Here is a 25,214-nt window from a genome sequence, read left to right on the forward strand (position 1 = left end):
CCGGACCGAGGCCCGGATGAGGTGTGTTGGCCCGGATGGCTGCCGGGTGACGCGTCGTGAGTCCCGGGGCAGGGCCCCGGGTGGCTTCGTGGTCCGGGCGTGAGCTCGGACCGGGTGTGCAACCGGGTGTGAACCCGGATGGTTCTTGCTTCCCAGCGCGGGGCCGAGATCGCATCGGGCCTGGGCCCGAGTGAAGGTTTGTCGGCCCGGGTGGGTGCCGGGTGACGGGGTTGAGGTCCCCGGGCGGCGTTCCGGGGGCTCCGTTGGACTGGGTGGGGCATTTGGGCGGTGGGGTGGGTTCCCGGGGCGGTCAGGGTGGTCCTGGCTGCTTCCTGGGGCAACGCTAAGGGTTTTGGGGCATCACCGGGGGGACGCTGGGTCCGGGTCGTCGGGAGTCTGGGGCCGTCCCCGGTGAACGTCAGGGCCTCCGGGAGCGTTCCCAGTCGGGCAGGGTGTTCACCGCGTCGTCACGATGCGGTGGCCCGGGGCGACGGGGAGGGCGGTCCCGGCCCGCGGACGGGCGGTTCCGGACGCCTCGCACCACCGCGGACCACCGCGTCCGCGACTTGCTGCGTGATGCCTTTCTAGATCATGGCACGGTCTGGGCGGTGACGTGGCGCCAGAGCCACCTCACTCTTCGACGAGGGTGATGACTCCGTAGTCCCAGCCTCGGCGGCGGTAGACGACGGAGGGGTGGCCTGAGCCCTTGTCGCGGAAGAGGAAGAAGTCGTGACCCACCAGCTCCATCTCGAAGAGGGCCTGCTCAATGCCCATGGGCTCGGCCTTGTGGAACTTCTCGCGGACGACGACGGGGCCGTCGCCGTCCATCTGGATCGGGACGAGGTGCTCGTCCTGCTCGGCCGCCGCGGCCTCGTAGCCGTCGGCGTCGTATCCGTCGTCTTCGGTGGCGGGTGAGGGAGCGGGGCGCGGCTTCTTGGGCTTGGCCACCGGTTCCGGTGCCACTTCGGGCAGCGGCTCCATGGTGGCGAGCTTGGCGGGGGCCCGGCTTCCGTGGTGGACCTTCCGGCGGTCGCTGTCGCGGCGCAGCCGGGATTCCAGTTTGTCGAGTGCCAGGTCGAGCGCGCCGTAGCGATCGTCGGCGGCGGCTTCGGCCCTGATCACGGGACCGCGGGAGCGGATCGTCAACTCGACCCGTTCACGCTGGTCGGCCAGTCGGGGATTGCGTTCCTGAGACACCTCCACGTCCACGCGGATGACCTTGCTGTCCAACCGCTCGATCTTCGCCATCTTGCTGTCGACGTGCCTGCGGAACCTGTCGTTGACCTCGGTGTGACGGCCTCTCACGATGATGTCCACGCGGGACCCCCCTTCTCCCGGAAATGACGGACTCCCGTTGCTCGGGGTCGCACCCGCCCGGCCGACCTGGTCTTCGTCCCCACATTCGCCTGCTGAGGGTCTCGCGGCGCTCTCGCCACTACTGCCCTTCTCCCTGACCGGGGGATATCTGATCCCCCGGAGAGGCAGGACTTACTTCTAAGGCGCACCGTGATCGGTCGACGAGAAGTCGCCTTACGTGGGCCGTTTCGCCTGCGCCTGGCATCGGCTTGCCGGACCGCCAAAGATGCTCGCGACGAGCATTGCGATCCGGCGCAACCACGGACCCGGGCGGGTGCCATGTCAGGAACGCTAACCCCTCAAGCCTCGAATGTCAGGGGGGTGAACGGAGGAAAAACTCACGGACCGTCATCGAGGGGTGGCCCGTCCACCCCCGGGAAAAGCCCTTCACGACCTGTGAGCCCGCGTGTGCACAGGGCTCGACCCTCGGGCGATCGTCCAGGTCATGGCGGCCTCACCGCGGGGTGAGTTTGGGAAACCTTCACGCCCCCATGACCCCGAGTGGTCGGCCATACCGCAAGGAATCCGACGCGGCCCCGCAAACCAATCCTCCCTCGATTACGGATCGTCACTACATTCCGGACTGGCGTCTCGACGTGAAGAAAATCACCTCCCCCGGAGGCGGGGCGTGGCGGCGACCGTCGCGGCCGCGAGCGGAGAGACCCCCACGTCGCGGAGGGCCCGGACGGCCTCCCGCAGCGTCGCCCCGGAGGTGATCACGTCGTCGACGACCACGACGCGTCCCGGTGCCTCGGAGATCGGCCTGGCCGCGAGCGCGCCCGCCAGATTGGCCGCTCTGCGGCCGCGAGAGAGCCCGGCCTGGTCGGCCACCCGCCGGCGCTGCCGCAGCGCCTCAAGGACGCTCACGGCCGTCCCGCCCCTGTCCAGCTCTCGCGCGGCGGCCCTGGCGATCCGCAGGGTCGCGTCGTGCCCGCGTCGGCGCACCGACCCCCGCCCCGAGGGCACCGGCACCAATGCCAGCCCGGCTTCGTTGTCGTCGTCGAGGGCATGGGTGACAGCACGGGCCAATGCCCTGCCTAAGGGATCGGCCAGAGGCAGGCGGCCTCGCTCCTTGTGAGCCGTGATGACGGCCCGCACGGGGCCCTCGTAGGACGCCGACGTCCATACGGGTGGGATGCCCTCAGGAGCCCAGGCGCGGCGCGGCGACCCCTCCAGCCTGCACGCGCACGCCCGGCACAGCAGCGCCTGCCGGAGCGCGCAGCCCGCGCACCGCTCGGGAAGGATCAGGCCGATCACGTCGTCGAGGAATCGCATCCCTCGACCCTTGCCGACCGGCCACGCAGATCACCAGCCGCCCGCGAATCTGTGGATAACTTAGCTGGGGTACGTGGGGTCGGAGCCGGCTATGGGGCAGACCCATTCGCCGAAGGCCTCGCTGGCGGTGTCTCGGGCGGGGGCCTGGCGGCAGATCTGGTCTTGCTGGGTGCGGGTCCCGATCAGGACGGGCGAATCGGGGGCGGCGGCGATGGTGCGGGGCTCGCCCAAGGCACCCACGCCCAATGGGCTTATGGCGCTGCCGTTTACGGGGACGAGATAGGGCAGCACTTGGGTGTCGGAGACCCGGCGGCCCAGGACGGCGAGCGTGTCGTAGTCGCGCCAGGCCAGGTCGATGGTCTCGACCAGCTCGGAGCTGACCGGGAGGAACGAGCCGACGTCCAGGCCGCCTTCGGGGGTCGTGGCGATGCGGCCTATCTGGATCTGGGGACGGTTGTCGACCTTGACGATGGCGGCCACGCGGACGCCGTCGCGGGCCACCCGGAAGGCCATGACCTCGCGTCCGCCCAGGCCCCAGTGCTTGACCTGTCCCATCGGCTTGCCGCGATGCTGCCTGACCCACAGCCAGGACTTGTTCTTGGCGGACTCGACCGTCCAGAGGGAGCCGTCCATGCCCCAGGAGGGGGCGGTGAAGCGCGCGCCGTCGCGTCCTACGCCGAGGAACGTCTTGACGGGGAGCGAGTTGCCGACGCGGGCGCCGCCCAGGAGCTTGTCGGCCTGCTGGCTGAGCCCGGCGATCTCGGTGTAGTTCGGGGCGACGGCCGGACGGTGCATTCGGGGGCCGGTGCTGAGGACCGGGTGGGGCTGGTCGTTCACCAGCTCGCTGAGGTTTCCGGCGGCGCCCACGATGTAGGGGTTGCGGCCCCCCTGGCTCTGGCTGGGGCCCTCCGGGGAGAAGGTGTCGAGGTTGTGGACGGACTGCTGGGGCGCGACGGTCTCGCCGTCGATCGCCAGGCGCCATTCCTTGATCTCGGGGAGCTGGCGGAGGGTCCAGGCGAGCTGGCCCGACATGCGTGCGACGTTGCCGCCGCCGCCCTCGGCGCTGAGGTTGATCACGGCGACGTCCTTGACGACGTCGACCTTGCCCCCGAGTAGCCGCGTCCCGGCCGGGAAGGCGCTCTTGACCGCCTGGCCCAGCCACGAGGTCGGCCCCGCCAGCAGCGCCTGGACGAGCCTGGTCGGCAGCTCCTGCCGGTTGGCCATGGGCAGGAACACTCCATTCGGGACGAGCGTGCGCTGGCCGGGGGCGAAGAAGTACAGGTTCAGGGGCCGGAAGGTGCGGTCGACGTCGGCCTTGGTGAGCAGCAGGCGGCCGCGCATGTCGGCGGGCATGCCGCTGATGCGCCATTGGGAGTTGGGACGGGGCTTGGTGAGATTGAAGGTGACGGTGACGTTGTCGGGCTCGGCGGTGTACTGGCCGTCGGCCCCGATACGGCCGTACTGGGTCCCGGTCATCTCGACGGTCGCCTCGGAGGCGTTCGCCCTCACCCGGGGGTTGCCACGGTCTTTCAGGACGGTCACGGCCGGACGAGGCCCGGGCTGCCACACCGTAGGCGCCGACAGGTATTCCTTGGCGACCTTGTGGTCGTCGTCGAAGCTCGCGGACGCGGCCATGAAGCCGGAGACGATCTGCTCCGGGCCCCACCCGTTCTGCGGCCGGACGGGGATCAGCCGCACATACGGGTTGTCGACCTGCTCAACCCGTTCGGGCGGGTTGCCCGAGACGACCCGTCCCCCGGTGGGGACCGTCGCGCACCCGGACGCGAGCAGCACCAGCGCGACGGCCGCGACCGTGGGAATGCCGTTCCGGGATCCGTTCACTCACCCGCCTCCAGCTCGGCGAACAAGGGGCGCGCCACCAGACCGGCGCCCGGCGGGACGAGCGGTAGCGGCGACCCGCGCAACTCGGCTCCGGCCACCCGGGGAAGCGAGAGCCTGAACTGGGAGCCCGCATTGGGTTCCCCCCAGGCCTGGAGCCACCCGCCGTGCAATTGGGCGTCCTCCCGGGAGATCGACAGGCCGAGGCCCGTCCCGCCCGTCGTGCGGGCCCGGGCCGGGTCGGCCCGCCAGAAACGGTCGAACACCATCTGGCCCTCCCCCGCTCTCAGCCCCACGCCGTGGTCGCGCACGGCCACGGCGACCGCGTCGCGATCGGCTGCGACCGTCACCACGATATCTTCGCCTTCGCCGTGTTCCACGGCGTTCACCAGCAGGTTCCGCAGGATGCGCTCGACGCGGCGGCGGTCGACCTCGGCCATGCACGGCTCGCCCGGCAGCTGAAGGACGATCTTGCTGCCCTTCCGCTCGGCCAGGCCCTGGACGTCGCCGACGGTCCGCAGCACCAGGTCACGGATGTCGAGCGACTCGGCGTCGAGCGTCGCGGCGCCCGCGTCGTGGCGGCTGATCTCCAGCAGGTCGGCCAGCAGCGACTCGAACCGTTCCAGCTGGCTCTGCAGGAGCTCCGCGGACCGTCCGACCGCCGGATCGTCGAAGGTGTCGCGGTACTCGTAGAGCATGTCGGCCGCGATGCGGATGGTCGTGAGCGGTGTGCGCAGCTCGTGCGAGACGTCCGAGACGAACTGCCGCTGGACCTGCGAGAGGTCCTCCAGTTCGCCGATCTTCTCCTGGAGGTTGGCGGCCATGTCGTTGAACGAGCGGGCCAGGCGGGCGAGATCGTCCTCGCCGCGCACCCGCATCCGTTCCTCCAGGCGTCCGGCGGCCAGGCGTTGCGCGCCCTGCGCCGCCAACCGGACGGGGATGACGACCTGGCGTGTCACCAAGGACGCGATGGCCGCCAGCAAGAGAACCAGGACCGCGCCCACACCGAAGAGCGAGCGGCTCACCAGGGTCAGGGTCTCTTCCTCCTGGGTGAGGGGGAAGAGGTAGTAGAGCTCGTACTGACCTGTCTTGCCTCCGACGATGAGGCCCCGCACCGAGTCACGTCCGACGTAGGAAAGAGTGCCGAACCTGTAGTCGCGCGCACCTTTGTCGGCCCGGCGAAGGTCGTAGCGCAGCCGCTTGGGGACGCTTTCCGGACGCAACTCGTTGGTGGCGAAGCCATCGATATACACCTGGGTGGTGTCGCGGATATAGACCTCGTAGAGGCCGGACGGCCCGCTGCGCGACTTCAGCTTGTTGGCCGCCTGCTGGAGCCGGTTGCCGCTGCTGTCCGGCGTCGGCCCGAGATCCTGCAGGACGGCGTTGAGCCCCTCGTCCAGCTGGAGCCTGGCCGCCTTGACCTTGCCGTCCACCAGCGCGTTGCTGATCTGCTGCATCAGGAAGATCCCGAGGATCGCCACCACGATCGCCGAGATGAACAGCGTGGAAGTGACCACCCGCACCTGGATCGAGCGACGCCAGCGCGTGTAGACACGCCCCGCCCCCGCCCGCACCACGCGCCGCAGCAACCGCAGCCCCCGCCGCACGAACCTCTTCAACGGGATCAGAGCACGCGCCCCCCGAGACGGAGCCGACACGTTCCCGACCAGCCGCCCCCGTCCCGTCCCCTCACGTCCCGCGAACGTCCGCGCCCCGCCCTCACCAGACGGCTCGCGCTCGCTTTTGTTCCCCGCCCCGGAGGCAATGACCCAAGTACCAGCCGCGTTCTGCTCTTCCGCACCGGAACCACCCCGGGGCGGCGGGCTCGCGGACGCCCCCCGCGACGCCCCGCTCGCCGGAATCGCGGAAGCACTCGGCCCTTCCTCGTCGGCCCCACCCGGGGTCGGCGGGCTCGCGGACTCGGCTCGCGACCCCGCGCCCGGCGACGTCGCGGAAGCGTCCTGCTCGTCCGGGCCGGAATCACCCCGGGACGGCGGGCTCGCGGACTCGGCTTGCAACCCCGCGCCCGGTGACGACACGGGAGCGTCCTGCTCGTCCGCACCCGAACCACCCTGGGGCGACGGGCTCGCGGACTCGGCTTGCGACCCCGCGCCCGGCGACGACACGGGAGCGTCCTGCTCGTCCGCGTCGGAATCATCCCGGGGCGGCGGGCTTGCGGACTCGGGCTGGGGGGCCGTGTTCAGATCTGCCGCTGCTGGGTCGGGTGGGGGTTTGGGCGTGGTGGGGGGCTCCGGGGCGGGGGCGGGAGAGGCCGCGGGTGGCCGGGGGGTGGCCGCGTCGCTTGTCTTCCCGCCCCGCTCGTCGGAGGTCGCGTTCATCGGGGGGCCGTCCACGCCTTCACGGGGGGTTCCAGCGTTCCTCGTCAGGCGGGTCCGGCCTTGTAGCCGACTCCGCGCACGGTCACGACGATCTCGGGACGCTCCGGGTCCTTCTCGATCTTCGCGCGGAGCCGCTGCACGTGCACGTTGACCAGGCGGGTGTCGGCGGCGTGCCGGTAGCCCCAGACCTGTTCGAGCAGGACCTCGCGGGTGAAGACCTGGCGCGGCTTGCGGGCCAGCGCGACCAGGAGGTCGAACTCCAGGGGGGTGAGCGGGATGTGGCGGTCGCCGCGCTTCACCGAGTGCCCGGCGACGTCGATGGTGATGTCGCCGATCTGGAGCGTCTCGGGGGCGGGCTCGTCGGTGCGGCGCAGGCGCGCGCGCACACGGGCCACGAGCTCCTTGGGCTTGAACGGCTTGACGATGTAGTCGTCGGCGCCGGACTCCAGACCCAGGACCACGTCGACGGTGTCGCTCTTGGCCGTCAGCATGACGATCGGGATGCCGGACTCGGCGCGGATCTGACGGCACACGTCGATGCCGTCGGCGCCGGGGAGCATCAGGTCGAGCAGCACCAGGTCGGGCCGGGTCTCCCGGAACGCCTCGAGCGCCTTGTCGCCATCATGGACGAACGAGGGCTCGAAACCCTCGCCACGCAGCACGATGCCGAGCATCTCGGCGAGCGCGAGGTCGTCGTCGACGACCAGTACACGTCCTCTCATGGCCCTCATCGTCACAAAGTCGGGGTTCGGTGGGGCACGGAGAGCGCGGAGGTAGATTCGTCCCGCACACCCCCGGAGTCGAGATCCAGCCACACCTCGCCGGCGAGAGATACACCTTGGCGAGCCAGGTTACCTGCGTTTGCCTTGTCCATGACCCCTCCTGGCGCCGGAACGTCACTCTTGACCCGGCCGCCCCATCCGGCGAAGGCCGTCCGCCGGGCGATATCGCCCGGCCCGAGATGAGACTGCCCGGTCGAACACCGTCCTACCCAAGGACTCGCGGGACGCGGTCGCGGTTGTCACGCGATGGGGTCTGGTGGAATAAGTTCCGGTATGCGCCCATCGTCATGAGCTCGACCGGTAGGGGCAATCGAGGCGCGTGGTCATGACAGGATGAACCCCCGAAGCCGAGGCGCGGGGGCGCCGCGGAGCAGTCGCACGGGGAGACGGGAAATGTCGAGACCGGACGCTTGGGACAAGAGCGCCTCCGAGCTCCGCCCTGTCCGGCTCCCCCCTGCCGACGTGGCGCTGGGCGGCGATTTCCCGTTCCGGCCCATGACGATCTCGGAGATGCTGGACGGCGCCATCGCGGGCATCCGGACGCATCCGAAGGCGACTCTGGGCCTATCCGTATTGGTCACGACCGTCATCCAGGTGACCGGTTCCGTGGCGGCCTACTACTTCATCGGCGAGCGGGCCGACACCGAGATCAGCCCCGGGTGGCTGTTGCGGTCGGTCGGGGCTCAGCTGACTCTGGGCGCGATCGGGCTGGTGTTGTCCGCGTTCGGCATCCTGGTGCTGGCGGGCCTGTTGAGCCCCGTGCTGGGACGCGGCATGTTCGGGCTCCCCGGGACGGCGCGGCAGGCGTGGCGCGACGCGCGTCCCCGGTTCCCGCGCCTGGTGGCGACCGCCGTGGTGATCATGCTGGCGGCGCTGCTGGGGCTGCTGCTGCCGATGGCGCCCTTCCTGGCCTGCCTGGCGGTCGACGCGCCGCCCGCGGCGGGCGTGGTGTTCGGGATCGTCGGCATCCCGGCCGGGCTCGCCCTGATGATCTGGCTCTATGTGCTGCTGGTGCTGGCCGCGCCCGCGGTGATCATGGAGCGGGAGACGGTCGGCGGTGCGCTGCGGCGCGCCTGGCGACTGTCCAAGGGCCGCTGGTGGCGCACCTGCGGGACGCTGCTGGCCGCGATGCTGATCACCGTCTTCATGGGGTACTTCGCGCTGCGCATCCCGTTCCTGGTGGTCGAGCTGATCTTCTTCAGCGACGACGCCGAGGGCGGCAAGCTGATCCTGGGCCTGGCGGTCGACACGCTGGGACGCATCGTCGGCTGGTCGGTCGTCCTGCCGTTCGACGCGGGCGTGATCGCGCTGCTGTACATGGACCGCCGGATGCGCCGCGAGGGCCTCGACCTCGAACTCCGCACCCGCGCCCGGGCCTCGGCGCCGGCACCGGACCGCGATGACGATGACGACGACGTCCCGGCCGGTGAGGACGACGAGTTCCTCGACATGTGGCGGCCCCAGCCTCCGCCGTCCTACCCCGCGCCCAGCTACCAGACATCCGGGCCACAGGGCCCCCCGTCCCACTACGCGCCCACCTCCCAGCCGCCGCCCACAACCGGCTACGCGCCCCAGCACCACGCGCCCGCGCCACCGTCCACCGGCTATGCGCCCGCGCTCCAGCACGACACGCCCCCGCACCATATGGCCCCGCCCCCGCACCACGCGGGCGCGCCCCGGGCCATGCCCCCGCACGACACAACGGCGCCCCAGGCCGCGCCCCCGAATCACTCGGCTGCGCCCCAGACCCCGCCCCCGCACCACACGTCTCAGCCACACACGCCCGCGCCTCCGAATCACACGGGCGCGCCGCCGGCCCCGCCGAGCGGTTATGCGCCCGGGCCTCAGGCGCCGCCGTCCTATCCCGGACCCGACAACGGGGCGATGCGATGATCACCGACCCCCCGATCGGGCGTGACGAGGCCCGTGAGCTGGCCCGGCGCGAGCTGGAGAAGCCGATCTACAACCGCGACCGGCCGTCCTGGCTGGAGCGGCTCTGGGAGCAGTTCTCCGAGTGGCTGCGCGACCTGTCCGACCGAGGCGCCGACCCGACGGCGCACGGCAACGGGGGCGGGTGGGTGTCGGTGATCGTCATCCTGATCCTGGTGGCGGTGCTGATCGCGCTCGCGGCCTGGCTCATGCGCGGCGGGCGCAACACCCGCTCGCGCAAGGAGGCCCTGAACGACGACCCCGCGAGCACGGCAAGCGACCATCGCACGGCGGCCGAGGCGTACGCCGCGGCGGGCGACTGGCCCAACGCCATCCGCGAACGGCTCCGCGCCATAGCCCGTGATCTTGAAGAACGCGCCGTCCTCGCGCCCAGGCCGGGCCGCACCGCCGACGAGCTGGCGGCCGAGGCGGGCGAGGCGCTGCCCGAGCTGGCGGCCGAGCTGGCCGCCTGTGTGCGCCTGTTCGACGACGTCTGGTACGGCGACCGGCCCGGCAGCGAGCAGGGCTACGGCTCCGTCCGGGCCCTGGACGAGCGGCTGCGCGCCACCCGTCCCCGCGCGCTGGGCGCCGACGACGAGGCCGCCGAGGCGCTGGACGGAGGCATGCGATGGTGACCGCGTCCGAGCCGACGGCGGCGCAGGTCGCCGGGCGGCGCTGGCGGGCCTCCCGGGGCGTGGTCTTCGCGATCCTGGCGATGGTCGTGGTCGCGCTCGTCCTGGCGGCGCTGCGCCCGTCCAGCAAGGTCCAGGACCTCGACCCCACCTCGCCCAGCCCCGGGGGCACGCGCGCGCTCGCGGAGATCCTCCGGCAGCGCGGCACCCCCGTCGACGTGGTGCGCCAAGCGGACGACGCCCCCGGGAAGACGTCCGCGAACACCGTGCTGGTCGTGACGCGGCCCGAGCGGCTCACCGACACCGATCTCGACCGGCTGCGCGCCACCGCGGGCGACCTGCTGCTGATCTCGCCCGGCCAGGACGTCCTGCGGGCGCTGGCCCCGGGTGTCGAGCGCGGCAGCGCCACCTTCGAGGAGACCGACGAGCCCGGCTGCGGGCTCCAGGCGGCCACGCTCGCCGGGAAGGTCCGGTTCGGGCGTTCGGAGACCTATGAGGCGCCGTCCGGCGCGACCTCCTGCTACCTGGCCGACGACCTGCCCAGGGTCGTCCAGGTCGGCACCGAGGGCCGGACGGTCACCGTGGTCGGCTCCGAAGAGGCGTTCACCAACGAGGAACTGGACGAGGAAGGCAACGCCGCCCTGGCCATGAACCTCATGGGCGCGCGCGCCTCGGTGGTGTGGCTGATCCCCGACCAGCCCAAGCCCGGCAGCAACAGCGGCGACAAGTCGATGGGCGATCTCGTCCCGTTCGGGGTCAAGTTGTTCTTCTTCCAGTTGTTCATCGCCGTGGTGCTCGTCGCGCTGTGGCGGTCCCGGCGCCTGGGGCCCGTGGTGGCCGAGGCGCTGCCGGTCGTGGTCCGCTCGGCCGAGGCGGTCGAGGGACGGTCCCGGCTCTACCGGGCGCATCGGGCCCGCGACCGCGCCGCCGACGCGCTGCGCTCGGGGGCGCGCGAACGCGTCGTCCCCCTGCTCGGCCTCCCCCGCAGCGCCGCGCAGGACCCCGCGTCCGCGCACGAGATCGTCACCGCGGTCACGCAGCGGACGGCCTACGACGAGGCGACCGTCGGCGCCGCCCTGTACGGTCCCGAACCGGTGGACGACCTTCAACTCGTCGGGTTGACCGACCTTCTCGACGACCTGGAAAGGCAGGTACGCGACTCGTGAACCACCCCGTTCCGCTCGCCAAGGACGGCGAGCCCCTCGACCCGGAGCAGGCCGAGCAGGTGCGCAGGGACGCCGAGGGCGTCCGCACCGCGCTGACCGCGCTGCGCGCGGAGGTGGCCAAGTCGGTGGTCGGCCAGGACTCGGTGGTCACCGGCCTGGTCATCTCGCTGCTGTGCCGCGGCCACGTGCTGCTCGAGGGCGTCCCCGGCACCGCCAAGACCCTCATGATCCGGACGCTGTCGCGCGCGCTCGACCTCGACTTCAAGCGCGTCCAGTTCACCCCGGACCTCATGCCCGGCGACGTCACCGGCTCGCTGATCTACGACAACCGCACCTCGGAGTTCGAGTTCCGCGAGGGCCCGGTCTTCACCAACCTGCTGCTGGCCGACGAGATCAACCGGACGCCGCCCAAGACGCAGGCGTCGCTGCTTGAGGCCATGGAGGAGCGGCAGGTCTCGGTCGAGGGCTCGCCCCGTCCGCTGCCCGACCCGTTCGTCGTGTGCGCCACGCAGAACCCGATCGAGTACGAGGGCACCTACCCGTTGCCCGAGGCCCAGCTCGACCGGTTCCTGCTCAAGCTGACCGTGCCCGTCCCCACCCGGGACGAGGAGATCGGGATGCTCCAGCGGCACGCGTCCGGGTTCGACCCGCGCGACCTGTCGCACATCCACCCGGTCGCGGGCGCCGACGAACTGGCCGCCGGGCAGGCCGCGATCCGCACCGTCCACCTCGACCCGAAGGTCGCCGCGTACGTCGTCGACCTGTGCCGCGCGACCCGGCAGTCGCCGTCGCTCCAGCTCGGTGTCTCCCCGCGTGGCGCCACCGCCCTGCTCGCCACCGCGCGCGCTTGGGCATGGCTGTCGGGCCGTGACTACGTGACGCCGGACGACGTGAAGGCGCTGGCCCGCCCGACGCTGCGGCACCGCGTCCAGCTCCGCCCCGAGGCCGAGCTTGAGGGCGCCACCGCCGACGGCGTGCTGGAGGGGATCCTCTCCCACGTCCCGGCACCCCGCTAGAAAGGCCGACGATGGCCCTGACCGGACGTCTGGGGCTGCTGGCCCTCCTGGGCGCGGCGCTCCCGCTCTTCCTGCCCGCGTGGTGGGCGCTGCTGCTCCTGTGGGCGCTGCTGCTGCTCGGCGTGGTGGCCGACGTGGCGCTGGCCGGAAACGTGCGGGCGCTGCGCTTCCACCGCTCCGGCGACACCGGGGTGCGCCTCGGCGAGTCCGCGCAGGTCGCGCTCGTCGTGGAGAACCTCGGCACCCGCCGCGTCAAGGCCGTGCTGCGCGACGTATGGCCGCCCAGCGCGGGCGCGACGCCCCGCACGGTGCGCATCGACGTCCCCGCGGGCGAGCGCCGCCGCGTCGATATGACGCTGCGCCCCACCCGGCGTGGCGACCGCAAGGCGGTGACCACCACCGTCCGGTCGGTCGGCCCGCTCGGGCTGGCCGCGCGCCAGCTGTCACGCTCGGCGCCGTGGACGGTGCGCGTCCTGCCGGCCTTCCCGTCCCGCCGCCACCTGCCCGGCAAGCTGGCCAAGCTCCGCGAGCTGACCGGCCAGCACGTCGCGCTGATCCGGGGGCAGGGCACCGAGTTCGACTCCCTGCGCGAGTACGTCGACGGCGACGACGTCCGGTCGATCGACTGGCGCGCCACCGCCCGCCGCGCCGACGTGGTCGTCCGCACCTGGCGCCCCGAGCGCGACCGGCGCATCTACCTCGTCCTCGACACCGGCCGCACCTCGGCCGGACGCGTCGGCGACATCCCCAGGCTCGACTGCTCGATGGACGCCGCGCTGCTGCTCGGCGCGCTGGCGTCCCGCGCGGGCGACCGCGTCGACCTGCTCGCCTACGACCGCCGCGTCCGGGCCCGTGTCGAGGGGTCGTCCCGCACCGACCTGCTGCCGTCGATGGTCCACGCGATGGCGCCGCTCGAACCCGAGCTGATCGAGTGCGACGCGGCGGGCATGGTCTCGACGCTGATGTCGCGCGTCCGGCAGCGCTGCCTGGTCGTCCTGCTCACCGAGCTGAACACCGCCGCGATCGAAGAGGGCCTGCTGCCGCTCCTCCCCCAGCTCACGTCCCGCCACCTGGTGATGCTCGCCGCCGTCTCCGACCCCCGGGTGAGCGAGATGGCCACGGCCCGGGGCGACCTGGCCGCCACCTACGACGCGGCCGCCGCCGAACGCGCGCGCGCCGATCGCCGCCGTCTGACAGCCGAACTGCGCTCCCACGGCGTCGAGGTCGTCGACGCGCCCCCGGACGAGATCGCCCCCGCCCTCGCCGACGCCTACCTGGCCCTCAAGGCCGCCGGCCGCCTGTGACACCCCCAGCCGGATACGGAAGCCCGATCGGGTCAGCCGGAGACGGGGGCCAGGTCGGGACGGAGTTCGGCGTCGCCGGTCTCGCCCTGCTTGACCGCGCGGCGGCCGAGGACGATCACGTAGGCCAGGAACACGACCTCGGCGACGACGCCGATGCCGATGCGCAGCCACGTCGTGTGCACCCAGCCGGTCACGAAGCCCTCGATGAGCCCCGACACGAACAGGACGGCGATCAGCCCGAGCGCGATGCTCACGGCGGCCCGTCCCTCCTCGGCCAGGGCCTGGCCACGGCTGCGCCTGCCGGGGTCGACGACCGTCCAGCCGAGCTTGAGCCCGGCGCCGACGGCCAGGTACACGGCGGTCAGCTCCAGCAGGCCGTGCGGGAGGATCAGGCCGAAGAAGACGTCGCCCTTGCCGTGCGCGAACATCAGCCCGGCCGTGATGCCCAGGTTGAGCTGGTTCTGGAGCAGGACGTAGATCGTGGGAATGCCCAGCAGGATCCCGAAGATCAGCGCGATCGCCGAGACCCACGCGTTGTTGACCCACACCTGGAACGCGAACGACGACGCCGAGTGCTCGGTGTAGTAGTTGGCGAAGTCGTTCTCGACCAGCTCGCGGATCTGGTGCGGAGTCGCGATGGACGCCTGCACCTCCGGGTTGCGGGCCACCCAGATCGCCAGCACCAGCGCGAGCAGGTTGCCCAGCACCGCGTTCCCGAGCCACCACCACTTCATCCGGTAGGCCGCGGCGGGGAACGACACCGTCGCGAAGCGCGAGACGTCCCGCCACAAGGGCGCGTTGGCGCCCGCCACGGCGGCGCGTCCGCGGGCGACGAGCGACGACAGCCGTGCCACCAGTTCGGGGTCCGGCGAGCTCGACCGCACGACCGACAGATGGGTGGCGGTCCGCTGGTAGAGCTCGACGAGTTCGTCGACCTCCACTCCGGTCAGACCGCGCCCCTTGTTGATCAGAGCTTCGAGGCGGCGCCAGTCGGCGTTATGGGCGGCCACATAGGCATCGACGTCCACCCGGCGAGACTAACGCCTCCCGGCACCGACCGGGCAAAATGGACCAGTCATCGGACAGGGAAGGACGGTCATGGCCGAACTCGTCACCGGTGAGGCCGTCGCGCTCGATCTGAGGGTCGCGCGGCTGGCCAGCCGGGGCTGTGCCCTCCTGCTGGACCTCTTCCTGCAGATGATCATGCTGAACTTCGTCCTGTACATGGCCGGGATGACCGCCGCGATCGCCGACGAGGCCTGGTCGATCGGCCTGTCGATCGTCGCGGTCGCGTTCGTCCTGGTCGGCTACCCCTGTGCCTGCGAGACGCTGTCGCGCGGCCGGACGCTGGGCAAGCTCGCCCTGGGCCTGCGCGTGGTCGGCGACGACGGCGGCCCGATCCGGTTCCGGCAGGCGTTCGTCCGGGCCCTGGCCGGGGTCCTGGAGTTCTGGCTCCTCTACGGCGCGCCCGCCCTGATCACCTCCCTGTTCAACCGCCAGGGCAAACGCCTGGGCGACCTGTTCGCCGGGACGGTCGTCATCCAGGAACGCGCGTCCAGCACCGGCATGTTCGGCCCAGTCGCCGTCATGCCCCCGCAACTGGCCGGTTGGGGCCGGACGCTTGAGCTCTCGCAACTCTCCGACGAGCTGGCCCTGACCGCCCGCCAGTACCTCACCCGCTTCTGGGAGCTCCTCCCCGAAGTCCGCGACACGCTCGGCCAGCGCGTCGCCGACCAGGTCTTCGCCGCCGTGACTCCGCCCCCACCGCCGGGCTTCCGTCCCGAAATCCTCCTCTCGGCCGTCCTGGCCGAACGCCGCCGCCGCGAGGAATGGCGCCTGCACCAGCGACGCCTCCAGCGCCTCCGCCGCACCGGCCAGCTCCAGGAGCAGCCCCCGGCCCCCGCAATGGCCATGGCGGGCTTCCCGCCCCCTCCCCACGCCATGCAGGGCCCGCCCGCCCCGCCTCCGTTCAGCGCCCCCGGCCCAGGCCAGCCACAGTTCCTCCCTCCGCCCCACTACGGCGCAGGCCCATACCAGCAAGTCCTAGCCCCGCGCCCTGGAATGCCCCCGCAACCACCCGTCACAGGCCCACAAGACACCCCACCCGAGGGCTACAAGACCTACCGGTAGCCCCGGGCGTTATCGTGCGCCCCATGGCCGATCCAGGGCAGCGTCCCCTGCTCTTCCTTGATGTCGACGGACCGCTCATCCCTTTCGGGGGAACACAGCCATATCCGACTTACGGCGAGGATCATTCCCACCCGCTTCTGCCCAGGGTCGATCCCGATCACGGGCGTCGCCTGGGGGCGCTCCCGTGCGACCTGGTCTGGGCCACGACCTGGATGGACGAGGCGAACGAGGTCGTCTCCCCGCGCCTCGGCCTGCCCCCGTTGGCCGTGGTGACGTGGCCGGAGCCGTCCGATCTCGACGAGAGGGACGGCCTGCACTGGAAGACCCGGGCCCTGGTCGCCTGGGCAGCGAACCGCCCGTTCGCCTGGGTCGACGACGAGATCACCGAAGCCGACCGCGCCTGGGTATCGGCGCACCATCCGGGCAAGGCATTGCTCCATCACGTCGACGCCCGCCACGGCCTGACCGAGACCGACTACGTCGTCCTCAGCGAATGGTTGGGCACAAACCATCCGGTGTGGGCCGTGGCCTGGCCGGGGTAGGTGTGGTCCATGGCTAGTCGGATTACAGAACTCGTGTTGGATTGCCGCGAACCGGAGCAGCTCGCCCCGTTCTGGTGCGAGGTGCTGGGTTACGTAGTGCTGGAAACCGATGGCGTCGACATCGAGATCGGCCCGCCGGAGGGCTTCGGCGGCCTTCAGCCCATCCTGGTCCTCAGCCGCTCCGACCAGCCCTCCAAGGGCAAGATGCGCCTGCACCTCGACCTCAGCGCCACCGACCGCGACCAGGACGCCGAACTGGAACGCCTCCTCGCCGCAGGCGCCCGGCACGCCGACGTCGGCCAGACCGGCGAAGAACCCTGGTACGTCCTCGCCGACCCAGAAGGAAACGAGTTCTGCCTGCTCCGAACCCGCGTCACCTAGAGAGCACCCGGTCACTAACAACGATGACCGCAACCGCCAAGTATTTGCTTCCCACCAAAGGAAAGCCCCAGGACAGATCGTTGCCACAGCGCAGATCGTCCAGCGCGGAGCCGAACCGATCCTGCCGACTGATCCCCGTCGCCTGCGAGTCCGCCATCTTCGAGGCGTGCCGGTCAAAGACCTCCACCAGCCAGTCCACCGCCTCCTCAGGCGTGCCGGCCTTCCGCTGCAACATGCTCTGCGGCTTCCTCAGCCAGTCGCGCGTCAGAACCGGAGGTGTTGCCATGGCGAGGTCACCACACAGCACGTCCCGCTGGGGCCCTTGAGCAGTGGCCATGTCCCCGTGCCACAGATAGCAATGAAAGACCATCGCAAGGCATCCTTCGCAGAAGCCAGGTCCCGTCTCGCCATCGCTAAGACGGGACCTGCTCGCCGGGTGAAGTCGCTAAACCGCGACGGTGGCCAAGGCCGGAGAACCAGCCGGAAGATCGAACTCGCCCGCCTTGGCTCCCACAAGGAAGTCCCGCCACTCAAAATGGTCGAACTTGGAGACGTTGCCCGCCTCATCAGCGACAACGACCACGTCACGAACGATCGCGACGTTCACGCACCCACACGTCTCCCGCTGCCCGTCACACGCACTGGACTTGATGAACACCAGACCTCCTGAATCGTTGAGTGTGAGAACCAGCCGGATCACGGGACCGCAGACCCTGGACGCGTCCGCCGCGGCTGCTCCTCCCCGGTTTCGACAAACGGGGCGGCATTCGTCCCCCGAGGTGGAGACGTCGCCTGATGGGGGTGACAAGCCACCGTCCCGCCGACGTGCTCCCACCATCCAGGCCCATACACAACGGGCCTGCGACAGTGGCGGCAGAGCAACTCCTCAGCCATGGCGCTAGACCGCCAGGGTCCTCAAACCCATGACGCTCGCCACCGACCGGGCAACCAGTGGAATAGCCCGCACATGCCCAATACGCTGCGGCTCTTCCTCGCCCCACAACCAGATGAACCACCACCCGGTCTCGGCATCGAAGTCGCACCCGACTTCCTCACGCGCCACCGAATCGCGCCTGGTGACCACGAGACGGGTCGGCAGCCCGTCGGCTGAACGGACCCGCTCAGCCCTCAACTCCGGCCAGACACGGGCAATCTCACGGCCCAACTCGTCCAGGAACACAGCCCGCTGATTGTCGGGCGGCCGCTCGCCCAGCGGGGTCTCCCGGCGCTCGGCTCCTTCGAAGCTCATGGCTATGACGCTAGAAAGCCCTGACCAGCGACGGCTAGGAGGTTTCCTGAGTTTGCGCGTAGCTGGTTCGTGCCCTTTCGATTAGGGCGCGGGCGGCAGCGCCATAGATCGCCATCTCGCGAAGATGAGCGAACAACCTCACAAAGAAGGCAAGTTCTTCGGGACGTCTTGTCCTGAACCCGCCTGACCACAGCTCACTACGTACCAGTTGCTCGTCAAAGAGGTAGAAGCCTTCGCCAGCTCGGATGGTCCGCTCCCTCCACGGCGGGATGATCCCTAGCGCCACGTTTGGCAGGCGTGTGACTCGAAGCAGAAGGTCAAGTTGCTCCTCCATCACGGCGTCGCCCCCAAACCCGTGTTCAAGGACTCCGTGCTCGATCACGAACGAGTAGTTGTTCAGTCCGTTTCCCGCCGTGACGAGATGCTGTCGCGACAGACGGGCATCGGCAGCGGTTTCCACGTCCGTGAGAGGAGTCCCGTGAAGGCGAGCACTGGCGGTAAGGACCGCGACGGTGTAGGCGCGCGTCTGGAGGATGCCGGGCACCATGTTCGCCTCGTAGGCCCGGAGCAGTCTCGTGCTCTCGTAGAGGGGTGTGCTGCGGGACTGGATGTGGACCTGCCCGGCCCGCATCTCCCTCCGGTACTCCACCCACATCTGTTCGATCTCCCGGAGAACCGCGATCAACTCCGGGATCAGGTGCGGAACACCGCACGCGGCGCACCACTGCCTGATGTCGGTTTCAGTCGGGTTCTGCCGAGCGTGCTCAAGCCGGGAGATCTTGGTGTTACGCATCCCTGAGCGGACGGCGAGCTCCCGCCCGCTCAGGTTGGCATCCAAGCGAATGTCACGGAGTCTGATCCCGAACGCCTTCTTGGCGGCGGCTGCGCTGTCCGACACTCTGGCTCAGGAGCCCGCGCGATACTCGCCGTAGGGGGTCGCCAGCGTCCACGCCGTGTCGAAAGCCGTGCTGCAGAGCTTCACGACCTCAGGGTCTTGGGTGAACTGGATCTCTGCCCGCTGGTCGGCTCCGCCGAAGACGTTGAAGATCACGATTTCGCCATCAAGGACGAAGAAGTCATTGCCGGGGAGTGGGACAGCCGAGACCCGACGCCGGGGAAGCCACCTCATCTCCTCGCCCGCGTCTATCACGTGTTTACTGGCCTCGAGGATAAACCGGTGGTAGTCCGACAATGGTTCGGAAACAACCTTCACACGGCGGGCGACGATACCCGCCGCGACTCGTGCTGCTGCTCGTTCTCCCCAGATGCGCACATCAGCCTCTATGGATTGGCCCGCACGCCACGCGTTGAACGTCTCGACGTCAACGTCGTAGTTGTCCCTTAGCTCAACCTTGAGGATGGTTCGAGCAGACCGCAGCAGCTCACTGCGTCGCTCCGCCGAGATCAATTCCATAGTGCTCCTTGACGTACACGCGCGCGATGAGGTCCATCAGCTGATCAGGAAGTTCGCAGAAGGTCTCATCGTCCGCCAGGGAACGAAGTTGAGCGGCCACCCCTTCGCCGCGACGCTTACCCTGAGCAATCCAGGTCTTCCGGTTCGTCCGGTAGAAGGCCGGACAGTCGTCCAGGTCTCCGCTACCAGGGTCCTTACACACGAAGGTAGCGATCAGGTCATCGTCGTCGGCAGGCGTTGGCATCAGATCGCTACCTCCAGGACCGCCATCCGCAGAGTCAAGTAGGCATCATCCGAACCCACGACGATGACGGCGTCAAGGGGATGGAAGCAAGGCTGGCCGATCAGTGCGAAGGACTTCACGAACGTGCAAGCCTGTGTGGCGCTCAGGCCAGGTCGTGCTCGGCCTGCTTCACGGCAAGCGCGAGGGAACGCCAGGCCAGAGGACTGAGCAGCAACTTCGGACCTTCTGGATCCTTTGAGTCCCGGACAGCGACAACAGCGGCAAGTTCCGCGATCTCGACACACTCACCCCCCTGATGTCCACTGTGGCTGCTCTTACGCCAAAGGGCGTCACCAACTTCGACGCACTCGCCGCCATGGTGATCGCTGTGGCTGCTCCTACGCCAGTGTGGGGTGGTCTGCTCAAACGCACTCATAACTGCTCCACTACTTCCTCAATCATGGCCAACGACTCCCTGGGCGGCAGTGTGTGACCTTGGACCAGATCCCACGTTACGACCTGCAGCGCGACTCTGTCGCGCTGCTCTAGCAGTATGCCCTCGCCCGAGGATTCCGTGTAGGCGATATCTGGACCATCATCGAATCCCAGGATGGTGAAGCTGCCAGTGAGGCCAGCATAATATCCAGCATTCAAAGGCACGATTTGCAGTTGAGTTTTTTCGCGCTGGCCTGCCTCCAGTAGATATTCAAGTTGCACACGCGTCATTTCTTTGTTGCCAACGACCCGTCGAATCACCCCTTCGTCCAAAATAAAAAAGACTCGAGGAGGATTCTCTTGCTCAAAAATCGATCGTCGACTCATTCGTTCGACGACGAGGCGCTCCGCCGCAACTCCTTCGAGCGTACTGATGATCGTCCGAGCGTAATCCTCTGTCTGAAAAAGTCCACTGATCAACGTGGAGCTGAAGATGCGGAGACATGAGGCTTTGGCTTCGTAGCGGAGGTACTGAGAGAAGCCAGGCGGGAGGATCGACAGGTGGCGGGTGTCGACGATTCTTTGGCGGAGGCGTTCGAAGAGGCCGTTGGTTTTGAAGTAGGTGTCGAGGGCCTCGGCGAACTCTTCGGAGGGCAGGTTCTTGCGGAGTTCGATCTGGCCTACATAGGAGTCTGCGAATCCGAGGGCGTCGGCCAACCGCTTGCGGTTGAGGCCGGCGGCTTCTCGCCATGCTTTGAGTTCTAGGGCGAACGTGACGATGGCGGGGGCGTCGTAGGGCTCGGATTGGGCGGGCATCGCGACTCCGGGGGGGTGCACCTGATCGACGGGTGCGATCGGTCCTGGTTGTGGTGCAGCGGGGGTGGTGTTCGGTTGCTTTCCGAGCGTAGTCGGGAGGTGTGACGCTGGTCACTGGTTCCGGAAAGCTCGCCAGTCAGGAAGGTTTTCAGCGGGATGAACACCCTGGAGTGCATCGCGACACGGCTGCTCCCTGCCGCGCCAGAGTCGATCAAAAAGGCTCGTGACTTCGTGGCGGAGGAGTGTCGGGCGCTGGGGCTCGGTGAGGCCGCTGTCCATCTCGCGCGGACCGTGGCGAGTGAGTTGGCGACGAACGCCTACCAGCATGGGTCGGACGGGGAGCGCGATCATTTCGTGGTGCGCTTCTACTCCTCCGACGCCGGGCCCGTGGTGGAAATGTGGGACGGAAGTGTACAGCGGCCGGAGATCCTACCGGTCGGCTGTTATAGCGAGTCCGGGCGCGGAATGGGGCTGATTGAAATGCTTGCCGTTTCGTGGGGTGTCGCGCCTCTGGACGGCGGGCAGGGGAAGGCCGTCTGGGCTCTGCTCAAGACGCACACCGAATGAGACTGGGAGCTGGTATTCGGATGTCTGAGTAGGAAGGGGTGCGGGGGGCGGAGCCCCCCGCCGGGGTTTGGGGGGACCCCAATATGGGTGTCCGAGCGTTAGCGAGGGCCTTGCTGTTTGGGGTTGCGGGTGGGTGTGTGGCCTGGAACGGGAGCGGGCCACACACCCACCCGCGGCGGGGGGCGGGTCTTAGGACTTGCAGTATTGCTGGTCCTTGCCTATTGCCCGGTAGGGGCAGTCGGCGTATTCGGCGAGTTTGAGGAGGGCTTCGCGGTTGCGCTTGGTCTCGGTCTCGATCTGGCCGGGTTCGGGGTAGAAGCTGCCGCCGCCCAGTTCGAAGGTGTAGGAGAAGATGCGCTGGTCGCCCCAGGTCCAGTCGTCGGACGCGCCGTCGGTGATGTAGAGCTCGCTCGACTGCTCGGGCGTGTAGCCGTTGGACTTGGCCATTTCCTTGCCGATGGTGCTGTGAGTGGCGGCCTCGTCCTCGGACATGCCCTCGACGACGGGCTCCTTCGTCCAGCCGAAGGGCCACAGGACGAGCTCGGCCTCGGAGTGGATGTCGACGAAGACCTTGATCTGCTGCTTGCCGCCGACCACGCGGGAGCGGACGAAGTCGCTCAGCGCCTTGACCTCGGGGGCCGACTCGGCCGCGGTGCCTCGGTAGGTCTCGCTGGCGCCGTCACCGGACGAGCCGCCGCAGCAGTTCCACTTGAAGCCGAAGTTGCGGTTGAGGTCGGTGCCCGTGGACGTGGAGTTGGGCTGGCGGTTCTTGCGCCACATCCGGCCCGGCTGGGTGTCGCTGGTCATGTCGTAGATCTGGCCGTCGGGGTTGCTGATCGGGACGATCCAGAACTCGCGGCCGTCCACCAGCTTCTTCACGCGCTCGTCGGCGGCGTAGCCCTTGGTGAGCTCGTTGATGATGTAGAGCGCCTGCTCGTTGGTGAGGCGCTCGCGGGCGTGGATGTTGGCGTTGAAGAAGACCTCGGGCTCGTTCTCGTCCTGGGCGACGTTGTCGCTGATCTTCAGGCCGACGATCTCGCGGCCCTCGAAGGACTTGCCGACGGTGAACTTCTTGGCGATCTCCGGGTGGGCGGAGACGACCGCGTCGAGCTCCTTCAGCGTCTCGTCGTAGGTGTGGTACGAGTCGGCGGTGGTGCGCTTGTGCGGCTTGGGAGCTGCCAGTTCGGTGGTCTTGAAGCCCAACTTCTTGATCGCGCCGAGTTCGGAGGGGATGGCGCTGACCTCTAGCGTGCCGTCCTTGCGGACCTTGTCGATCGCGGCGCCGGTGCGGGCTACCTTGGTGCGCTGGTCGGTGCTCGCCGGGCCTGTGACCAGGTAGCGCTTGGACGGCGTCGGCTCGGGAGCGGCGGCCGTGGCCGGGATGATCCCGGTCAGGGGCAGGACGAGCGCCGCGAGCGCGGCTCCGATCGCCATCGGGCGTGCGAGTTTTCGGGGGGTCATCATCTAGGCACACACCTGCTGTTCGGACTGGTGCGCCGGATGGCGCACGGCGGGGGTTCCTCAGGAGGTCCACGAGCGCTCGCGCCGCAAACAATGGTCCGAATCGCCCCATTTGACAACAGTCGCCCCAAGCGGCCATCCCACACCTAGGAAATCCGGAAACTGGCAGGTCAGGCCGGAATTCTTCCCGTCATCGGCCTGGTTTTCAGTGCTAATGGAAGGCGATGTGAAATTTCACCGTGTCAACCGGAGCGGGGGTTCAGGCGTCGGGGGCCGGGCTCAGGTTGGGGGGTGACTCCAGGGTGGTGAGCTCGATGCCGGGGGCGTCCAGTACGACGTCGCCGGCCAGGTGGACGGTGGTCGCCTCGGCCGTGGCCAGGTCGGCGACCTCGTAGCGCTCCACCGGGAGGGGTTCGGTTTCCGTCACGTGGGTGCTGACCTCTACCAGGCGCCAGCGCCATGTCGTGGAGAGTGTCGAGAGGGCCGTGCCGTCCACCTGGACTAGGCGCACGTCTGTTTGCGCCCCGGGGGTCAGGCGTAGGGAACGGGCCACTGCGACTAGGAAGCCGGGCGACTCCCCCAGGAATCCTGCGGCTCGTTCCCCGTATTCCTCGGTGCCGCGGACCCAGGCCAGCTCGTGGCCGGTCACGCCGCCCCTGATCCACCAGTCGGGGGCTCGGAGCTCGACCCTGATCTGGCGCCAACGGGCGTCCACGACGAGGTCGGTGCGCGTCCCGTCGTCCCGCTCCCCTACGTAGCGCCAGCCACCGGCCCCGGGGGCGCACTGGAAGCGCTCTTCGAGCTGGTCGTCTAGGTGAAGGTAGGTCCCACGCGGCACGCCCCGGACGCTATCGCACCCGGGGCGTGCCTCAAGCGGGGACCTTGACGCCTGTGAAAGCGCCTATGACCTGTGCCTTACGAGGTGCTGCAGTACTGCTGCTCCTTGCCGATGGCCCGGTAGGGGCAGTCGGCGTATTCGGCGAGCTTCAGCAGGGACTCGCGGTTGACGCGGGTCAGGGACTCGATGTTCGCCGGGGAGGGGTAGAAGCTGCCGCCGCCCAGCTCGTAGGTGTAGGAGAAGATCCGCTGGTTCCCGAACGTCCAGTCGTCGGTCGTCCCGTCGGTGATGTAGAGGTCGCTGGCCTGCTCGGGCGTGTAGCCGTTGCTCTGGGCCAGCTGGCGGCCGATCGTGCGGTGGGTGGCCTCTTCGTCCGCCGACATGGCGCCCGGCACCGTGTCGGCCTTGGTGTAGCCGAACGGCCACAGGACGAGGTTGGCCACGGAGTGGATGTCGAGGAAGATCTTCAGCTGCTGCTTGCCGCCCACGACACGGCCGCGGACGAAGTTGGCGATGACCTTGGTCTCGGGGGCCGACTCGGCCGCCGTGCCGCGGTAGGTCTCGCTGGAGCCGCTGCCGGACGAGCCGCCGCAGCAGCCCCACCGGTAGCCGAAGTTGCGGTTGAGGTCGGTGCCGATCGAGGTGGAGTTGGGCTGGCGGTTCTTGCGCCACATCCGGCCCGGCTGGGTGTCGCTGGTCATGTCGTAGACCTGGCCGTCGGGGTTGGTGATCGGGATGATCCACAGCTCCCGGTTGTCGACCAGGTTCTTGACGCGCTGGTCGGTGGCGTAGCCCCGGGTCAGCTCGTTGATGAAGTACAGCGCCTGCTCGTTGGTGATCCGCTCACGCGCGTGGATGTTGGCGATGTAGAGAACCTCGGGCTCGTTCTCGTCCGTGCCCACGTTGTCGCTGATCTTGAGGCCGAAGATGTCGCGGTTCTGGTACGACTTGCCCGCCACGAACTTCTTGGCGATCTGCGGGTAGGCCGCGGCGACGCGGTCGACCTCGGCGGCCGTCTCGGCGTAGGTGTGGTACGAGGTGGCGCTGCGCGGGTGGCGCGCGGGCGCGGGAGCCGGCGCGGTCTTGAAGCCGAGCTTATTGATCGCGGCGAGCTCGGACGGGATCGCGCTGACCTCCAGCGCGCCGTCCTTGCGGACGATGTCGATGGCGGCGCCGGTGCGGGCCACCTGGGAACGTTGGTCGGCGTTCTTGGCGCCGGTGACGACGTACTGCTTGGCCGGGGTGTCCAGCGCCGGAGGCGCGGCCCCAGCCACCGATGACTGCCCGGCGAGTATCAGGACGAGCGCCGCGAGCGCGGCAAGGATGGTGCGGGGGTTCATGACGCGGCTACCTCCACGAGGACCTGGGGATCGATCGACGATCTCCCCTCGCGCCACAATGAACGCGTTCGTCGTCCTTGACAACGAATGCGCGGGTTGCCCCTTTCACAGGTTAGGACCGGACTTAAATCGCCAGAACGCCCGATCGGGCCAGGTCAGGACCGTTTTCACCGTGTGAAT

The 25,214-nt window shown here is 69.2% G+C and carries 26 protein-coding genes; 9 read left to right on the forward strand and 17 right to left on the reverse strand.

What is annotated here, in order from left to right; all coding sequences use genetic code 11:
• Window positions 1-630: 630 nt before the first annotated feature.
• The 5 genes from hpf to mtrA form a co-directional block, all read right to left on the reverse strand.
• Complete coding sequence (gene hpf / locus ACQPY4_RS35865) at window positions 631-1,317, reverse strand: ribosome hibernation-promoting factor, HPF/YfiA family (RefSeq protein ID WP_433328767.1); 687 nt, start codon at window positions 1,315-1,317, stop codon at window positions 631-633.
• Between the two features lie 645 nt (window positions 1,318-1,962).
• Entirely contained in the window at window positions 1,963-2,631 is a 669-nt protein-coding gene (locus ACQPY4_RS35870) for a ComF family protein (protein WP_433328769.1), read from the reverse strand.
• Between the two features lie 60 nt (window positions 2,632-2,691).
• Complete coding sequence (locus ACQPY4_RS35875; protein WP_433328771.1) at window positions 2,692-4,473, reverse strand: LpqB family beta-propeller domain-containing protein; 1,782 nt, start codon at window positions 4,471-4,473, stop codon at window positions 2,692-2,694.
• Window positions 4,470-6,089 carry an MtrAB system histidine kinase MtrB gene (gene mtrB, locus ACQPY4_RS35880; protein WP_433328773.1) on the reverse strand — a complete coding sequence of 540 codons (1,620 nt, stop codon included), beginning with the start codon at window positions 6,087-6,089 and terminating at the stop codon, window positions 4,470-4,472. The genes ACQPY4_RS35875 and mtrB overlap by 4 nt, the downstream gene beginning before the upstream one ends.
• A 764-nt stretch (window positions 6,090-6,853) precedes the next feature.
• Window positions 6,854-7,531, reverse strand: coding sequence for an MtrAB system response regulator MtrA (mtrA, locus tag ACQPY4_RS35885; protein WP_030165828.1), 678 nt, complete (start codon window positions 7,529-7,531; stop codon window positions 6,854-6,856).
• A gap of 453 nt (window positions 7,532-7,984) precedes the next feature.
• Between mtrA and ACQPY4_RS35890 the strand changes: the two genes are divergently transcribed.
• From ACQPY4_RS35890 to ACQPY4_RS35910, 5 genes are read left to right on the forward strand one after another with little or no spacing between them, the layout of a single operon-like run.
• Window positions 7,985-9,484, forward strand: coding sequence for a hypothetical protein (locus tag ACQPY4_RS35890; protein WP_433328776.1), 1,500 nt, complete (start codon window positions 7,985-7,987; stop codon window positions 9,482-9,484).
• Window positions 9,481-10,155 (forward strand): DUF4129 domain-containing protein, encoded by a 675-nt coding sequence (locus ACQPY4_RS35895; RefSeq protein WP_433328778.1) that lies wholly within the window; start codon window positions 9,481-9,483, stop codon window positions 10,153-10,155. Before ACQPY4_RS35890 ends, ACQPY4_RS35895 begins: the two co-directional genes overlap by 4 nt.
• Entirely contained in the window at window positions 10,149-11,318 is a 1,170-nt protein-coding gene (locus ACQPY4_RS35900; RefSeq protein WP_433328780.1) for a DUF4350 domain-containing protein, read from the forward strand. The genes ACQPY4_RS35895 and ACQPY4_RS35900 overlap by 7 nt, the downstream gene beginning before the upstream one ends.
• A 59-nt stretch (window positions 11,319-11,377) precedes the next feature.
• Complete coding sequence (locus ACQPY4_RS35905) at window positions 11,378-12,334, forward strand: AAA family ATPase (protein ID WP_433339144.1); 957 nt, start codon at window positions 11,378-11,380, stop codon at window positions 12,332-12,334.
• Window positions 12,335-12,345: 11 nt separating this feature from the next.
• On the forward strand, window positions 12,346-13,638 hold the full coding sequence (locus tag ACQPY4_RS35910; RefSeq protein WP_433328782.1) for a DUF58 domain-containing protein: 1,293 nt from the start codon (window positions 12,346-12,348) through the stop codon (window positions 13,636-13,638).
• 32 nt (window positions 13,639-13,670) lie between these two features.
• Here ACQPY4_RS35910 and ACQPY4_RS35915 read toward each other — a convergent pair whose 3' ends face one another.
• Window positions 13,671-14,666, reverse strand: coding sequence for a stage II sporulation protein M (locus tag ACQPY4_RS35915; RefSeq protein ID WP_433328784.1), 996 nt, complete (start codon window positions 14,664-14,666; stop codon window positions 13,671-13,673).
• A gap of 70 nt (window positions 14,667-14,736) precedes the next feature.
• Between ACQPY4_RS35915 and ACQPY4_RS35920 the strand changes: the two genes are divergently transcribed.
• Genes ACQPY4_RS35920 through ACQPY4_RS35930 form a run of 3 tightly spaced genes read left to right on the forward strand, consistent with a single transcriptional unit; the run spans window position 14,737 to window position 16,691 of the window.
• A complete protein-coding gene (locus ACQPY4_RS35920; RefSeq protein ID WP_433328786.1) occupies window positions 14,737-15,768 on the forward strand; it encodes an RDD family protein in 1,032 nt (343 codons plus the stop codon).
• A gap of 23 nt (window positions 15,769-15,791) precedes the next feature.
• Window positions 15,792-16,310 (forward strand): HAD domain-containing protein, encoded by a 519-nt coding sequence (locus ACQPY4_RS35925; protein ID WP_433328788.1) that lies wholly within the window; start codon window positions 15,792-15,794, stop codon window positions 16,308-16,310.
• Between the two features lie 9 nt (window positions 16,311-16,319).
• A complete protein-coding gene (locus tag ACQPY4_RS35930) occupies window positions 16,320-16,691 on the forward strand; it encodes a VOC family protein (protein ID WP_433328790.1) in 372 nt (123 codons plus the stop codon).
• Here ACQPY4_RS35930 and ACQPY4_RS35935 read toward each other — a convergent pair.
• The 8 genes from ACQPY4_RS35935 to ACQPY4_RS35970 all read right to left on the reverse strand — a co-directional run bounded on the left by ACQPY4_RS35935 (window position 16,684) and on the right by ACQPY4_RS35970 (window position 20,828).
• Window positions 16,684-16,977, reverse strand: coding sequence for a hypothetical protein (locus tag ACQPY4_RS35935; protein ID WP_433328792.1), 294 nt, complete (start codon window positions 16,975-16,977; stop codon window positions 16,684-16,686). The two genes, ACQPY4_RS35930 and ACQPY4_RS35935, sit on opposite strands and share 8 nt — an antisense overlap.
• A gap of 159 nt (window positions 16,978-17,136) precedes the next feature.
• Window positions 17,137-17,349, reverse strand: a complete 213-nt coding sequence (locus ACQPY4_RS35940; RefSeq protein WP_433328794.1) for a hypothetical protein — start codon at window positions 17,347-17,349, stop codon at window positions 17,137-17,139.
• A 240-nt stretch (window positions 17,350-17,589) separates the two neighbouring features.
• Window positions 17,590-17,940: a hypothetical protein gene (locus tag ACQPY4_RS35945; protein ID WP_433328796.1), complete on the reverse strand. Its 351-nt coding sequence runs from the start codon at window positions 17,938-17,940 to the stop codon at window positions 17,590-17,592.
• Window positions 17,941-17,974: 34 nt separating this feature from the next.
• Window positions 17,975-18,838: a helix-turn-helix domain-containing protein gene (locus tag ACQPY4_RS35950; protein ID WP_433328798.1), complete on the reverse strand. Its 864-nt coding sequence runs from the start codon at window positions 18,836-18,838 to the stop codon at window positions 17,975-17,977.
• A 6-nt stretch (window positions 18,839-18,844) separates the two neighbouring features.
• The gene (locus ACQPY4_RS35955) at window positions 18,845-19,354 is read right to left on the reverse strand and encodes a DUF6879 family protein (protein ID WP_433328800.1); all 510 of its coding nucleotides are present in this window, start codon (window positions 19,352-19,354) and stop codon (window positions 18,845-18,847) included.
• Window positions 19,323-19,598 carry a hypothetical protein gene (locus ACQPY4_RS35960; protein WP_433328802.1) on the reverse strand — a complete coding sequence of 92 codons (276 nt, stop codon included), beginning with the start codon at window positions 19,596-19,598 and terminating at the stop codon, window positions 19,323-19,325. The genes ACQPY4_RS35955 and ACQPY4_RS35960 overlap by 32 nt, the downstream gene beginning before the upstream one ends.
• 142 nt (window positions 19,599-19,740) lie before the next feature.
• Entirely contained in the window at window positions 19,741-20,013 is a 273-nt protein-coding gene (locus ACQPY4_RS35965; protein ID WP_433328804.1) for a DUF397 domain-containing protein, read from the reverse strand.
• Window positions 20,010-20,828, reverse strand: a complete 819-nt coding sequence (locus tag ACQPY4_RS35970) for a helix-turn-helix domain-containing protein (protein ID WP_433328806.1) — start codon at window positions 20,826-20,828, stop codon at window positions 20,010-20,012. The genes ACQPY4_RS35965 and ACQPY4_RS35970 overlap by 4 nt, the downstream gene beginning before the upstream one ends.
• A 156-nt stretch (window positions 20,829-20,984) precedes the next feature.
• Here ACQPY4_RS35970 and ACQPY4_RS35975 point away from each other — a divergent pair, with 156 nt between their 5' ends.
• Window positions 20,985-21,395, forward strand: a complete 411-nt coding sequence (locus ACQPY4_RS35975) for an ATP-binding protein (protein ID WP_433328808.1) — start codon at window positions 20,985-20,987, stop codon at window positions 21,393-21,395.
• A gap of 189 nt (window positions 21,396-21,584) precedes the next feature.
• Here the strand turns inward: ACQPY4_RS35975 and ACQPY4_RS35980 are convergent, their stop codons facing one another.
• From ACQPY4_RS35980 to ACQPY4_RS35990, 3 genes are all read right to left on the reverse strand, one after another.
• Window positions 21,585-22,829 (reverse strand): M14 family metallopeptidase, encoded by a 1,245-nt coding sequence (locus tag ACQPY4_RS35980; RefSeq protein ID WP_433328810.1) that lies wholly within the window; start codon window positions 22,827-22,829, stop codon window positions 21,585-21,587.
• 286 nt (window positions 22,830-23,115) lie between these two features.
• Window positions 23,116-23,694 (reverse strand): hypothetical protein, encoded by a 579-nt coding sequence (locus tag ACQPY4_RS35985; protein WP_433328812.1) that lies wholly within the window; start codon window positions 23,692-23,694, stop codon window positions 23,116-23,118.
• Window positions 23,695-23,771: 77 nt separating this feature from the next.
• Window positions 23,772-25,034, reverse strand: coding sequence for a M14 family metallopeptidase (locus ACQPY4_RS35990; protein WP_433328814.1), 1,263 nt, complete (start codon window positions 25,032-25,034; stop codon window positions 23,772-23,774).
• Window positions 25,035-25,214 lie beyond the last annotated feature (180 nt).

Origin of the sequence: Spirillospora sp. CA-294931 (assembly GCF_050946795.1) — a bacterium.
In the GTDB taxonomy this organism is placed as follows: Bacteria; Actinomycetota; Actinomycetes; order Streptosporangiales; family Streptosporangiaceae; genus Spirillospora.

Bases quoted from the DNA above. Each gene is read 5' to 3' on its own strand.
- ACQPY4_RS35870 (WP_433328769.1), bottom strand. From the start codon at position 2,631: ATGCGATTCCTCGACGACGTGATCGGCCTGATCCTTCCCGAGCGGTGC.
- mtrA (WP_030165828.1), bottom strand. From the start codon at position 7,531: ATGAGAGGACGTGTACTGGTCGTCGACGACGACCTCGCGCTCGCCGAG.
- ACQPY4_RS35890 (WP_433328776.1), top strand. From the start codon at position 7,985: ATGTCGAGACCGGACGCTTGGGACAAGAGCGCCTCCGAGCTCCGCCCT.
- ACQPY4_RS35895 (WP_433328778.1), top strand. From the start codon at position 9,481: ATGATCACCGACCCCCCGATCGGGCGTGACGAGGCCCGTGAGCTGGCC.
- ACQPY4_RS35900 (WP_433328780.1), top strand. From the start codon at position 10,149: ATGGTGACCGCGTCCGAGCCGACGGCGGCGCAGGTCGCCGGGCGGCGC.
- ACQPY4_RS35910 (WP_433328782.1), top strand. From the start codon at position 12,346: ATGGCCCTGACCGGACGTCTGGGGCTGCTGGCCCTCCTGGGCGCGGCG.
- ACQPY4_RS35920 (WP_433328786.1), top strand. From the start codon at position 14,737: ATGGCCGAACTCGTCACCGGTGAGGCCGTCGCGCTCGATCTGAGGGTC.
- ACQPY4_RS35925 (WP_433328788.1), top strand. From the start codon at position 15,792: ATGGCCGATCCAGGGCAGCGTCCCCTGCTCTTCCTTGATGTCGACGGA.
- ACQPY4_RS35930 (WP_433328790.1), top strand. From the start codon at position 16,320: ATGGCTAGTCGGATTACAGAACTCGTGTTGGATTGCCGCGAACCGGAG.
- ACQPY4_RS35935 (WP_433328792.1), bottom strand. From the start codon at position 16,977: ATGGCAACACCTCCGGTTCTGACGCGCGACTGGCTGAGGAAGCCGCAG.
- ACQPY4_RS35945 (WP_433328796.1), bottom strand. From the start codon at position 17,940: ATGAGCTTCGAAGGAGCCGAGCGCCGGGAGACCCCGCTGGGCGAGCGG.
- ACQPY4_RS35955 (WP_433328800.1), bottom strand. From the start codon at position 19,354: ATGGAATTGATCTCGGCGGAGCGACGCAGTGAGCTGCTGCGGTCTGCT.
- ACQPY4_RS35960 (WP_433328802.1), bottom strand. From the start codon at position 19,598: ATGCCAACGCCTGCCGACGACGATGACCTGATCGCTACCTTCGTGTGT.
- ACQPY4_RS35965 (WP_433328804.1), bottom strand. From the start codon at position 20,013: ATGAGTGCGTTTGAGCAGACCACCCCACACTGGCGTAGGAGCAGCCAC.
- ACQPY4_RS35970 (WP_433328806.1), bottom strand. From the start codon at position 20,828: ATGCCCGCCCAATCCGAGCCCTACGACGCCCCCGCCATCGTCACGTTC.
- ACQPY4_RS35975 (WP_433328808.1), top strand. From the start codon at position 20,985: ATGAACACCCTGGAGTGCATCGCGACACGGCTGCTCCCTGCCGCGCCA.
- ACQPY4_RS35980 (WP_433328810.1), bottom strand. From the start codon at position 22,829: ATGGCGATCGGAGCCGCGCTCGCGGCGCTCGTCCTGCCCCTGACCGGG.
- ACQPY4_RS35990 (WP_433328814.1), bottom strand. From the start codon at position 25,034: ATGAACCCCCGCACCATCCTTGCCGCGCTCGCGGCGCTCGTCCTGATA.